10 protein-coding genes and 2 tRNA genes are annotated in these 12,505 nt (G+C 67.5%); 7 read left to right on the forward strand and 5 right to left on the reverse strand.

The window, feature by feature from the left end; genetic code table 11:
• Window positions 1-135: 135 nt before the first annotated feature.
• The 4 genes from FCU40_RS20600 to FCU40_RS20615 form a co-directional block, all read right to left on the reverse strand.
• A complete protein-coding gene (locus FCU40_RS20600) occupies window positions 136-504 on the reverse strand; it encodes a helix-turn-helix domain-containing protein (RefSeq protein ID WP_004622851.1) in 369 nt (122 codons plus the stop codon).
• Between the two features lie 224 nt (window positions 505-728).
• Window positions 729-2,504: a DUF885 family protein gene (locus FCU40_RS20605; RefSeq protein ID WP_168077502.1), complete on the reverse strand. Its 1,776-nt coding sequence runs from the start codon at window positions 2,502-2,504 to the stop codon at window positions 729-731.
• Window positions 2,505-2,613: 109 nt separating this feature from the next.
• Window positions 2,614-2,688, reverse strand: a tRNA-Gly gene (locus FCU40_RS20610).
• Window positions 2,689-2,738: 50 nt separating this feature from the next.
• Window positions 2,739-2,813: transfer RNA gene (locus FCU40_RS20615), tRNA-Gly, on the reverse strand.
• Window positions 2,814-2,975: 162 nt separating this feature from the next.
• On the opposite strand from FCU40_RS20615, the gene FCU40_RS20620 reads away from it, so the two are divergent.
• Entirely contained in the window at window positions 2,976-3,836 is an 861-nt protein-coding gene (locus tag FCU40_RS20620; RefSeq protein ID WP_168077504.1) for an SDR family oxidoreductase, read from the forward strand.
• Window positions 3,837-3,841: 5 nt separating this feature from the next.
• Here the strand turns inward: FCU40_RS20620 and FCU40_RS20625 are convergent, their stop codons facing one another.
• Window positions 3,842-4,714: an alpha/beta hydrolase gene (locus tag FCU40_RS20625; RefSeq protein WP_168077506.1), complete on the reverse strand. Its 873-nt coding sequence runs from the start codon at window positions 4,712-4,714 to the stop codon at window positions 3,842-3,844.
• A gap of 55 nt (window positions 4,715-4,769) precedes the next feature.
• On the opposite strand from FCU40_RS20625, the gene FCU40_RS20630 reads away from it, so the two are divergent.
• From FCU40_RS20630 to FCU40_RS20655, 6 genes are all read left to right on the forward strand, one after another.
• A complete protein-coding gene (locus tag FCU40_RS20630) occupies window positions 4,770-5,951 on the forward strand; it encodes a glycosyltransferase family 4 protein (protein WP_168077508.1) in 1,182 nt (393 codons plus the stop codon).
• The gene (locus tag FCU40_RS20635; RefSeq protein ID WP_004622861.1) at window positions 5,948-6,919 is read left to right on the forward strand and encodes a glycosyltransferase family 9 protein; all 972 of its coding nucleotides are present in this window, start codon (window positions 5,948-5,950) and stop codon (window positions 6,917-6,919) included. The genes FCU40_RS20630 and FCU40_RS20635 overlap by 4 nt, the downstream gene beginning before the upstream one ends.
• Window positions 6,920-7,112: 193 nt before the next feature.
• Window positions 7,113-7,634 carry a translation initiation factor IF-3 gene (gene infC, locus FCU40_RS20640; protein WP_004622863.1) on the forward strand — a complete coding sequence of 174 codons (522 nt, stop codon included), beginning with the start codon at window positions 7,113-7,115 and terminating at the stop codon, window positions 7,632-7,634.
• A gap of 133 nt (window positions 7,635-7,767) precedes the next feature.
• Entirely contained in the window at window positions 7,768-9,702 is a 1,935-nt protein-coding gene (locus FCU40_RS20645; protein ID WP_168077510.1) for a S9 family peptidase, read from the forward strand.
• Window positions 9,703-9,949: 247 nt separating this feature from the next.
• The gene (locus tag FCU40_RS20650; protein WP_241693669.1) at window positions 9,950-11,842 is read left to right on the forward strand and encodes a S9 family peptidase; all 1,893 of its coding nucleotides are present in this window, start codon (window positions 9,950-9,952) and stop codon (window positions 11,840-11,842) included.
• Between the two features lie 77 nt (window positions 11,843-11,919).
• Window positions 11,920-12,505 (forward strand): MFS transporter (locus tag FCU40_RS20655; protein WP_168077514.1); only part of this gene is annotated, 586 nt, incomplete at its 3' end.

Raw genomic sequence — 12,505 nt, forward strand, 5'->3', positions numbered from 1 at the left:
GCCGGCGGTTGGCGCCCAGGCGCACGCCGTAGCCGGTCTCTCGCGCCTCGACCACGGCGCCGGGGCGCGCCAGCAACCGCATCGCGCGTTCGGCCAGGCGACGCGCCTCAAGCTCGACCTCGAAGGCGGCGGCGCTCACGGCAGGTCCTCGACATGGATCGGCGCCTGGCGCAGGCACGCCTCCAGCTCGGCGAGGCGGCGATCGAAGGCGGCGTCCTCGCGCAGGTCCTCGATCTTGCGGCAGGCGTGGCCGCAGGTGGTGCGGTCGCGGCCGAACGCATAGGCCACCCGGTTCAGCGACCAGTGGAACGTGATGTGGGTCAGGTAGATGGCCAGTTGCCGGGCGCGGACCGCGGTGTTGGAGACCCGCTTGGGCGCGTTGATCTCGCCGGCCGGCACGCCGGTGGCCAGGGAAACGAGATGGGTGACGAAGCCGACCGTCAGGCGGTCGCGTCGGGGATCGGGCGTGACCGCCCAGATGTCCTCAAGGGCTTGAACCAGCATGGCGTCCTCTCCTCCGGGCAGCGAGTATTCCCGGTCGGCGCCACTATAGGTTTATTTTCCCAGACAGAGGAAGATATTCCTATCCTCGACATGCCTCGGGCTCTTAAGCCCTTGATTTAACCCCGCATCGCTCGCCTTACGCCCAAGCCGGGACGGGCATAGAGGCCGTCGCGCCCCAGGAGACGGCGGACCGAATCGACACGGTCGCGAGACCGTGGCCCGGCTCACCCCGCCTTGCCGGCCTGTTCGGCGATCCAGGCGTCGATGCGGGTTTCCAGCAGCGACAGCGGCAGCGAGCCGTGCAGCAGCACCGCGTCGTGGAAGGCCCGCTCGTCGAACCGATCGCCCAGCTTAGCCTCCGCCCGATGGCGCAGCTCCAGCAGTTTCAGCTCGCCGACCTTGTAGGCCAGGGCCTGGCCCGGCCAGGAGACGTAGCGCTTCAGCTCGACCTCGATATTGACCGGCGACAGGGCGGTGTTGTCGGTGAAGCAGGCGCGGGCCTGGTCCAGGGTCCAGCCCTTCCAGTGCATTCCGGTGTCGGCCACCAGGCGGCAGGCGCGCCACATCTCATAGGACAGGCGGCCGAACAGCTCGTAGGGGTCGCGATAGATCCCCATCTCCTCGCCCAACCATTCCGAATAGAGTCCCCAGCCCTCGCCATAGGCGTTGAAATAGAGGGTCTGGCGGAAGGCCGGCACGCCGGTCTGCTCCTGGGCCAGCGAGGTCTGGATGTGGTGGCCGGGCGCGCCCTCGTGCAGCACCAGGGCCGGCAGTTCGTACAGCGGCCGCTGGTCAAGCTCGGAGGTGTTGATCATAAGCCCGCCGGCCCGGCCGACCTTGGGGTCGCCGCCGAAATAGCGGCCGGTGGTATAGCCCTTCTCGATGCTGGCCGGCACCGGCCGCACGCCATAGGTCAGGCGCGGCAGGACGCCGAAGTGGGCCGGCAGCTGGTCGTCGGCGCGCTTGGCGATCTCGCTGGACTTTTCCAGCAGCTGCTGACGGCTGGTGGCGTAGAAGCGCGGATCCTTGCGCAGCATGGCGATGAAGGTCGGAAGATCGCCCTGGAACCCGGCGGCCTTCATCGCGTCGCGCATCCGGGCGCGGATGCGGGCCACTTCCGACAGGCCCAGCTGGTGGATCTGGTCGGGCGTCATGTCGGTGGTCGTGTGGCGGCGCACGAGGAAGGCGTAATAGCGCCGACCGTCCGGCAGGTCCGAGGCGGCCAGGCTCTTGGCGGCGTGGGGGACGTACTCCTCGGTCATGAACTTGACGAAGCCGGCGCGGGCGGGCGCGACCTTGTCGGTCACGGCCTTTTCGCCCTCGGCGATCAGGGCGGCGCGGTTGGCCAGGCCCGCCGGCAGGGCGCGCAGCGGCGCCAGCAGCGGATCCTCGGCCAGCGGCGTGGCGGCAGCGCGCTGGGCGCGCTCGAGCACCGCCTGGGCGGTCGGCGCGGCCTGGACGAAGCCGGTCTTCACGCCCCGCCGCGCGTTGTCGATATTGGCCGCGTACCAGCCTGGCATGGCGTTCAGCAGCGCGATCCAGCGCCGGGCCTCGGCCTCGGTCTTCAAGGTCATGCCGCTGGCGCGGTACAGCATCATCACGTCGAAGCCGCCGTCGCTGCTGAACGGCATCCGCGCCTCGTCGAAGGCCGCGGCCTCGATTCGGTCTTTCAGGCTGTAGAGCAGGAGATCGCGGGTCAGCCGCTCCTCGTCGGACAGGCCCTTGCTCCCCATGGCCGTGAGCTCGGCCTGGATGGTCTTCAGTTTCGCCACGCGGTCTGCGTCGGCGGCCGGCGAGACGTCGGGCAGACGCCAGCGGGCGTCGGCCGCGCCGCCGGAATCCGGATCCTCGCCCGGATCGCCCAGCGCCTCGTAGCGCGCCACGAGGCCCGTCAGGGTATCGGAGGGCGAGGCCCAAGCCGCCGAAGCGGCCAGCGCGGCCAGGGAAACGCCGATGCAGGCGCCGGCCAGACCGGCGCGCCAGGAGCGGAGGTGAGTCATGACGTCGAGCTTAGGCGAACGCCGTCCGCCCCGCGACAGCCGAATCGACCGCCACCGGTAGCGTGACCGGTCGTCGTAAGGCGTCCAATATTCGGGAAGAAACCGAGAATGGAGCGGGCGAAGAGATTCGAACTCTCGACATCCACCTTGGCAAGGTGGCGCTCTACCACTGAGCTACGCCCGCGCTATTCGCGAGATATGGTCTCATCCATGCATCCCGAAGACCGGGAGGAATGGAGCGGGCGAAGAGATTCGAACTCTCGACATCCACCTTGGCAAGGTGGCGCTCTACCACTGAGCTACGCCCGCATCGGAGGGGCTTCGAAGAGCGCCCCGCGACGAGGAGGCGGCTTATGGCAGAGCGCTTCGCGCTTTGCAAGCGCCCTTTGAGGGGTTGCGAAGCGGGTTTTTTCGGAGGCTTGATCCGGACGGGTTTCGATCGGCTTTTTACCTGGGGGCGGAGTCCAAGCGTTGCGTCTTTTCGTGTTCGGTCTGGGCTATGTCGGCGCGGCGTTCGCCCGCGCCTTGCGCGCGCGCGGCTGGGAGATCGCCGCCACGGCGCGGGACGAGGGTCAGGCCGAGCGGTTGCGCGCCCAGGGAATCACGCCGGCCGATCCGCACGACCGCGAGGCCATGGCCGCCGCCCTGGCCGGCGTGAACGCCGTCCTGATCACCGCCCCGCCCGGTCCCGAGGGTTGCCCCGCGCTCGACGCCCTGGTTCCCGCCCTGGCCCAGGCCGAGGCCTTCCCCGACTGGATCGGCTATCTGTCCACCACCGGGGTCTATGGCGATTTCGAGGGCCGCTGGGTGTTCGAGACCTCGCCGCTGAAGGCCCAGTCGATCGAGGGCGCGCGTCGGGTCGGGGCCGAGCGCGACTGGCGCCAGGTGGGCGCCGGCATGGGCCTGACGGTCGCCGTGTTCCGCCTGCCCGGCATCTACGGCCCCGGCCGCAGCGCCCTGGACCGCCTGCGCGCCGGCGAGGGGCGGCGCATCGTCAAGCCCGGCCAGGTGTTCAGCCGCATCCATGTCGACGACATCGTCTCGGGCCTGCTGGCCTCTCTGGACCGCCCGCGCGCCGGCGGAGTCTACAACCTGGTCGACGACAAACCCTCGCCGCCGCAGGACGTGATGGAACACGCCGCCCGCCTGCTGGGCGTTCCGGTTCCGCCGGACCTGCCCTTCAACGAACTGGGCCTGTCGCCGGCCACCCGCCGCTTCTACGCCGAGAACAAGCGCGTCTCGAACGCCCTGGCCAAGGCGGAGCTGGGCTGGCGGCCGACCTATCCGACCTATCGCGAGGGGCTGGCGGCGGTGCTGGAGGCGGGGGGTTAGAGCTCCTACTCGTCGTCGATCGCCGGAAGCCTTGGCGTGATCCCGACCGCGTCCAGACCGGCCGCGTTGCGCAGGCGCGCGGCGCGAGCCAGGCGGCGGCTCACCAGATCGCCCTCCTCCGGCTCGGCCAAACCTCGCGCCTCGGCCACCGCCGAGACCAGGCGTTCCAGGTCCTGGGGACGCGACAGCCTGTGGTCGCCGTCCTTGATCAGGCTGAAGACGACGTCGTCGGACGTCAGCGCGTTGGCCAGTTCCAGCGCGTGGGTCCACGGCACGTCCGGATCGGCCCCGCCCTGCAGCACGCGGACCGGAACGTCGATCGGCACGGGCCCGGGCAGGATCGACCACCGCGCGCCGTCCTCCAGCAAGGTCCGCGTGATCGGATAGCCGCCGTCGTCGTATTCCGAGGGCCGGATCCAGAAGCCGTCGCGGGCGATGGCCGCCTTGGCCTCGTCCGACAACTCGGGCGCCATCAGCTTCTCGGTGAAGTCCGGCGCCGGCGCGATCAGCACCAGGGCCTTGACCCGGTCCGGCCGCGCGATCGCCGCCAGACACGCCAGCCAGCCCCCCATGGACGAGCCGACCAGCACCAGCGGGCCGTCGGTGAGCGCGTCGATCACCGCCAGGGCGTCCGCGCGCCAGCGGCTGATGGTTCCCTCCTTGAACTGACCATCCGACTCGCCGTGGCCGAAATAGTCGAAGCGGACATAGGCCCCGCCCGTCGCCTTGGCCTGCTCGGCCAGGACCTCGGCCTTGGTCCCGGTCATGTCGCTGTGGAAACCCCCGAGCCAGACGACCGTTGGTCCCTCGCCCTCCACCCGGCGGAAGGCGAGGTTGGAGCCGTCTTCGCGCGGCAGGGCGCCCCGGGATTCGGTCATGGCGTCGCCTCGTTCCTTTCGCTAACTAAAACGCGTTCATTTCGCCGAGAGTGATGTGCCCGACCTGCCCGCCGATTTCACCCTGCTTCAGGTCACCCCCGAACTGGAAACCGGCGGGGCGGAACAGACGACGATTGATGTCGCCCACGCGGTCGTGGCGCAAGGCGGCAAGGCGCTGGTCGCGACCCGGGGCGGCCGCATGGCCTCGCGCCTGGAAGCCGACGGCGGCCGCCTGGCCCAGATGCCGGCTCAGTCCAAGAACCCCCTGGTCATGCTGGGCAACGCCGCGCGGCTGATCGACCTGATCCGGCGCGAGAAGGTCAGCCTGGTCCACGCCCGCTCGCGCGCGCCGGCCTTCAGCGCCCTGTGGGCGGCGCACGCGACGGGGACGCCGTTCGTGGCGACCTATCACGGCGTCTACAATGCCAGATCCAATCTCAAGCGCTGGTACAACGCGGTCATGACCAAGGGCGATCTGGTCATCGCCAATTCCGAGTACACGCGCGACCACGTCATTCGCGAGCACGACATCGCGCCCGACAAGGTGGTGGCGATCCCGCGCGGCGTCGACCTGTCGCGCTTCGAGCCGGGCGTGGTCGGGGCCGACCGCGTCGAGGCGCTGCGCAAGGCCTGGGGCGTGGCCGATGGCGAGCGGCGGCTGAAGGTGCTGTTGGCCGGCCGGCTCACCCGCTGGAAGGGCCAGGGCCTGATGGTCGAGGCCATGAAGATCCTGAAGGCGCGCGGCGAGGACCGGGTGCTGCTGCTGCTGGCCGGGGACGACCAGGGCCGCAAGGGCTATCGGGCGGAGCTGACCGCCGCCATCGCCGAGGCCGGCCTGGAAGATGCGATCAAGCTGGTCGGCCATTGCGACGACATGCCGGCCGCCTACCTGGCGGCCGACGTAGCCGTCGCCCCGTCGCTGGAGCCCGAGGCGTTCGGGCGGACGGCGGTGGAGCCGCAGATCATGGCCAGGCCGGTGATCGCCGCCGACCATGGGGCCGCTCGCGAGACCGTGCTGCCCGGCGAGACGGGCTGGCTGGTCAAGCCGGGCGACGCCGAGGCCTGGGCCGACGCCCTGTCGCGGGCGGGCGACACCGGCGCGGCCGGCCGGCAAACCATGGGCCTGGCGGCCAGAACACGTGCTCGACGGTTGTATTCCGTGGACGCGATGTGCGAAGCGACGCTCAAGGTCTATGCGCGCGTGTTGCGGGCCCGAGTTGCGGAGCGTTCGTCTTGAGCAAGGAGATCAAGAAGGTCCTGGTGATCAAGCTGGGCGCCCTGGGCGACTTCGTCCTGGCGCTGGCCGCGATGAAGAAGATCCGCGCGGCCCACCCCAAGGCCAAGATCACGCTTCTGACCACCCCGCCCTTCGAGGCCCTGGCCAAGCTCAGCCCCTATTTCAACGCCGTCGAGACCGACGGCCGGCCCAGCGACTTCGGCGAGACGCTGGCCATGATCGGCCGCATCCGCAAGGCGCGCTACGACCGGATCTACGATCTGCAGACCAACAGCCGCACCAACTGGTATTTCCAGTTGCTGCGCCCCTTCCCGCCGCAGTGGAACGGCATCGCGGTCGGCTGCGCCCTGCCGCAGAGGGGGCAGGCCCGGTTGCGGATGCATACGCTGGAGCGGCAGGCCGATCAGCTGCGCGCGGCGGGGATCTGGCCGGACGCGCCGACCGAGCCGGGCAGCGCCCCGCCACCGGACCTGTCGTGGATCCTGCGCAAGCACAAGGAGCCGCGCCCCGTCGCCGGCGCCGCCGCGCCCAAGCCCTATGTCCTGTTCGTGCCCGGCGGCTCGGCCCACCGGCCCGAGAAGCGCTGGCCGGTCGAATGCTACGCGCAGCTGGGTTCGCTCCTGAAGGCGCGCGGGCTGGATATCGTGATTATCGGCGGGCCGCAGGAAAGCGCCATGGCCCGCCAGATCCAGAAGGCCGTCGGCGGCGCGCGCGACCTGACCGGCCGCACCGACTTCGCGCAGCTGGCGGTGCTGGGCGCCAAGGCGGCCCTGGCCGTGGGCAACGACACCGGTCCGACCCACTTGCTGGCCGCCGCCGGCGCGCCGACCATCGCCCTGTTTTCGGACGCCTCGGACCCTGACCTGTGCGGCCCGCGCGGTCACGTGGCGGTGATCCGCTCGCCGGACCTGAAGGCCCTTCCCGTCAGCACCGTGGCCAGCGCGGCGGTGGCCCTGCTGCCGCGCTGAGGCGCGCCAAGCGCCGCTTCGCGCGCCTGGATAGAAAAAACTGGTCTCGGAGACCGTCTCTCCGAGAGCCTTCGCTTGATACGACGCGGTCGGCGCGTCATATATCGGGTTCTCGCGGCGCGCCCAGCGCGGCGCGCACGCGTTCAGCTATATTCCTGTCAACTGCCTCGGAGCCGCCCCTATTCGCCGTCCTATGCAAACGCCGCCCGTCAAGGATGGGCCGCGTATCAACGATGAAATCCGCGTCCCCCGCGTCCTGCTGATCGACCAGAACGGCGAAAAGCAAGGCGAGATGCCGACGTCCGCCGCCCTGGAAGCGGCCGAGGAAGCCGGCCTGGACCTGGTGGAAATCGTTCCGAACGCCAATCCTCCCGTCTGCAAGATCCTGGACTACGGCAAGTTCAAGTTCCAGGAGCAGAAGAAGAAGAACGAGGCGCGCAAGCGGCAAAAGGTCGTCGAGCTCAAGGAAATCAAGCTCCGCCCGAACATCGACATTCACGACTACGAAGTGAAGGCCAAGTCGATGCACCGCTTCTTCGAGGAAGGCGACAAGGTCAAGGTCACCCTGCGCTTCCGCGGCCGCGAAATGGCCCACCCGGAACTCGGCATGAAGCTGCTGCTCAAGGTCAAGGCCGACTTCGACGAAGTGGCCAAGGTCGAGTACGAGCCGCGCATGGAAGGCCGGCAGATGATCATGATCCTGGCCCCCCGCTAAGATAGAGCACCAGACGAACAGCAAGCGCCCCGATCATCGCGACCGGGGCGTTTTGTTTTCCAAATCCCGCTCCGCAAGCGCTCGACAGCTTCGCACTCTCTGGTAGAGTTTAGAGGGGCTGGGGGATTCCTGCGTGTTCAAGACCTTGTTCGCCGCGAGCGCGGCCTGCTTTGCGTTACTGTCCGGAACGGCCCAGGCCGCCGCCAAGCCGGACCTGGCGATCTACGGCCAGCTGCCGTCCGTCGAGAGCGTCGAGATCTCGCCCGATGGAACGAAACTGGCCTTCGTCGCGACCAATGGCGACGAACGTTTTGTCGTCATCCGGCAGATCGGCGGTTCAATTCTCAAGACCATCTATGCCGGCGCGATGAAGCTGCGCGGCGTCGAGTGGGCGGGTCGCGATCACCTGCTGGTGGTGTCTTCGAGAACCGCCGAGGTCCGCGGCGTGCTGGGCCGCTCGCGCGAATACCTGATGGCGCTGGATTACAATGTCGCGACTGGCCAGCAGACTGGCCTGCTGCGCAACCAAGCCGAGTCGATGAACGTCATTCTCGATTGGCCGATGGTGCGGATGATCGATGGACGGCCGTTCGCCTTCGTGGAAGGCGTTCACTTCGTCAACAACTACGGCCGTAACACGCTGTATCGCATCGACCTCGACAAGCAGACGACGCGGATGCTGGATTTCGGGTCCGAGAATGACACCGACGGCTGGCTGGTCGACGCCTCGGGACAAGCCGTCGCCCAGTCGCTGTACAATCAAAACTCCGGCCGCTGGGGATTGAAGATCCGCACCGGGATGAATTGGCGAAAGGTCGACGAGGCCCAGGCCCCCATGGGTTCGTATGGTCTCTCGGGCTTCGGCCGTGACGGCCAAACGATCCTAGTCTGGCGCACCGACGAGAAGAACAACGACCTTCTGCGCGAATATCGCGCGGACGGCCAGCGCGCGGATCTGCCCAGCGACATCGATCTGTCGGGCCTTATCCATGACCCCCAGACCCTGGCGCTTCTGGGCGGCTACAAGCTCAAGGGCGACGATCTCAACTACACCTTCTTCGATCCGGAAGCTCAAAAGACCTGGAACGCCGTGGTCAAGGCGTTCGGCTCGGAGCGGATCAGTCTGTCGTCGTGGTCCCAGAACCGGCGCAAGGTGGTGGTCCTGGCCGATTCCGCGACCGAGGGCCCCGCCTACGCCCTGGTCGATCTTGACGCCCGCAAGGCCGAGTTCCTGGTCCAGGTCTACAAGAACCTCGCCCCCGAACTGATCTCCCCCGTCCGATCGATCAAATACAAGGCCGCCGACGGCCTGGAGATCAGCGGCTACCTGACCCTGCCGCGCGGCAAGGATCCCAAGAACCTGCCGCTGATCGTGCTGCCGCACGGCGGGCCGGAAGGCCGCGACGCGCCCGGCTTCGACTGGTGGAGCCAGGCCCTGGCCTCGCGCGGCTACGCGGTGCTGCAGCCCAACTTCCGAGGGTCCGAGGGGTTTGGCTGGGACTTCGTCAAGGCCGGCTTCGGCGAGTGGGGCAAGAAGATGCAGACCGACCTGTCGGACGGCGTCCGCTGGCTGGCCAAGGAGGGAACGATCGATCCCAAGCGCGTCTGCATCGTCGGCGCCAGCTATGGCGGTTACGCGGCCCTGGCCGGCGCCACGCTGGATCGCGGCGTCTATCGCTGCGCGGTGTCGGTCGCCGGCCCATCCGACCTCAAGAAGATGCTGCTGTCGGTGCGCGAGGCCCACAATGGCGAGGCCTCGTCCTCGCAACGCTATTGGCTGCGCTTCATGGGCGCCGAGGGGATCAAGGATCCGGACCTCGCGGCTCTCTCGCCCGCCAAGCTGGCCGACAAGGTCGAAATTCCGCTGCTGCTGATCCACGGCAAGGACGACACCGTGGTCCGCTACGACCAGAGCCAGACCATGGCCGACGCCATGAAGAAAGCCGGCAAGCCGGTCAGCTTCGTCACCCTGGACGGCGAGGACCACTGGCTCTCGCGCGGCGCCACCCGCCTGAAAATGCTGACCGAGACCGTCGCCTTCGTCGAGAAGAACAACCCGCCCGACTAGGCGACACTCTCCAAAAAAACCGAAAGCTGTGCCTCGACAGGGATGTGCGCCTTGGTAGTCTGACCGACAGGGGCGAGGGGCCGCGGCCAAACGAAGTTCACGAACCCAGGACATGAACAGGCTGGCGCAAGCCGTGACCTATCGGCCCAAGCTTGGCTGATGAAACGCGGGGATTTGAAGAGCAATGGGCTTGATGATCAGGACCTTGGCGGCGCTCTTGGCGGCGACCAGCTTGAGCGGCGCGGCGATGGCCGCCGCGCCGCTAGAGGCGTATGGCCGCCTGCCCTCGCTATCCGAGGTCGCGATCTCCCCCGACGGAACCGCTTTCGCCCTGGCGGCGACGATCCAGGGTCAGCGCATGGTGGTCGTCAAGTCGATCAACGGACCGGTTCTGGCCTCGGCCGTTGTCCCATTCACCAAGATCCGCGCCTTGACCTGGGCGGACCGGGACCACGTGATCATCGAGGTCTCGCGGACCGATAGCATTGATGGCGTTTCCTACACCCACGAAGCCTTCCAAGCCGCCAGCCTCAACGCCCGCACGGGCGCGTTTGTCCAACTGCCGACCAAGGCGATGGACAGCGTTCTGAACACGATCGGCGGCCGTATCCAGCCAGCCCACGACGGCGCCAAGTTAGTGTTGATAGCGCCGCTGTTGGCCACGGTCGTCAACAATATGCAGGACGGCGGGAGCCACCTGGATCTCTACAAGATCGACCTCGACACGGGCATCGCTTCGCGCATCGTGATGGGCGACAGCACCACCTACGACTATCTCGCCAAGTCGAACGGCGCCGTCCTGGCCAAGGCTAGCTACAAGGAAAGCAGGACGCGCGACAACGCGACCTGGACGCTTGCTCTGCGTCGCAACGGCGCCTGGACAGACGTCTTCACCGCCACAGATACACTCAAGTTTCCGGAGCTGCGCGGGCTATCGCCCGATGGCCAGTCGGTGATCGTCGACACCTGGGACGCCGCCAAAAAAATCTGGCGTCCGACTCCAATCTCGCTCGGCGACGGCAAGATCGGCGAATATCTGGGCCCCGCTGTGGATCAGGGGGCTCTGGTGGGCGCGGATGGAGTCGTCCTGGCCCTCAGCCATAAGCTCGGAGGGCTACGCGAGTACGATTTTCTAGAGCCTCGGATGAAGGCCGTTTGGCCTGCTTTTCGCAACGCCTTTCGCAATCAGAGCGTATCTCTGGTGTCGTGGACTCCCGACCTGAAGAAGCTTGTCATCCACGTGGAAGGCAGTCGAACGGCGGGCGACTACTTTCTGATAGACACGGAGACCAAGCACATCGATCAAATCGGCTCGTCCTACAGCCAAATTACGCCGGCGGATGTGGCGATGGTGCGCGAGCTTCGCTACGCGGCGGCTGACGGTCTCGCGATCGACGCCATCCTGACGACACCGAAGGGGCGTCCAGAGAAGAATCTGCCCCTGATCGTGCTGCCGCACGGCGGTCCCGAGGCGCAAGACGATATCCGCTTCGACTGGTGGGCTCAGGCCTTGGCGTCGCGCGGTTACGCCGTGTTACAGCCGAACTACCGAGGCTCGACCAATCGGGACAACGCCTTCACCGAAGCTGGCTACGGCGAGTGGGGCGGCAAGATGCAAACCGATCTTTCCGACGGTGTCGCCTTCCTCGCCCGAGAGGGTGTCATCGATCCCAAGCGGGTTTGCATCGTCGGCGCCAGTTACGGCGGCTACGCGGCTCTCGCGGGCGTAACACTCCAGAAGGGGATCTACCGGTGCGCCGTATCGGTAGCTGGCCCGGCCGACTTGGCAGGCCGCTTCCACGACGAAATATTACGCTATGGAGAGCAGAGCTATCTGGTTCGCTACCGCAAACGTTCATATGGCGTCACGGGCGATGGCGATCCAAAACTGAAGACGATCTCCCCCGCGGCGCACGCCGGCAATGTCGAGGTTCCGCTACTGCTCATTCACGGCAAGGACGACACGGTCGTTCCCTACAGCGAAAGCCAGAAGATGGCGGCCGCCATGCGCGCCGCTGGCAAGTCTGTGGAATTCGTTACGCTCAGCGGCGAGGACCACTGGTTATCCAAGAGCGAGACACGGCTCCAGATGTTGCAAGCCACCGTCGCCTTCGTCGAGAAGAACAACCCGCCGGACTAGGGTCTTCCGGCGCGAGACGGCCGGCGGCGTCGAGGGTGGTCGCCAAGCCGGTCGTTCCAGCGTAAACCGCCCGCCTGATGTCAGAGCCTCAACATAGCGGCCGAGCCCTGGCCGTCCTTCTGCTGGTTGTCTTCATCAACCTGGTGGGCTTTGGCGTGGTCATTCCGCTGCTGCCCTTCTACGCCCAGGCCATGCACGCCTCGCCGTGGCAGGTGACGACGATGTTCGCCGCCTACAGCCTGGGCCAGTTCTTCGGCGAACCGCTGTGGGGACGCCTGTCCGACCGGGTGGGACGGCGTCCGATTCTGATCGTGACGATCCTGGCCAACACCCTGGCCTATGTGGCCCTGGCCTTCGCGCCGAACATCTGGCTGGCCATGGCGGTGCGCCTGATCGGCGGCTTCGCCGGCGGCAACATCTCGACGATCCAAGGCTACATGGCCGACGTCACCGCGCCGGAGAAGCGCGCCGCGCGGATGGGCCTGCTGGGCTCGGCGTTCGGGGCCGGCTTCGTGCTGGGACCGTTCATCGGCGGCGTGCTGGCCCATCCCTCGGCGGGTCAGCTGGGCTTCCAGATCCCGCTGTTCTTCGCCGCCGGCATGGCCGCCCTGGCGGCGCTGGGCATCTTCCTGTTCGTCGGCGAAAGCCGCGCGCCGGCCGCGA

Source organism: Caulobacter sp. SSI4214 (genome assembly GCF_012184455.1).
Taxonomy (GTDB): domain Bacteria; phylum Pseudomonadota; class Alphaproteobacteria; order Caulobacterales; family Caulobacteraceae; genus Caulobacter; species Caulobacter vibrioides_E.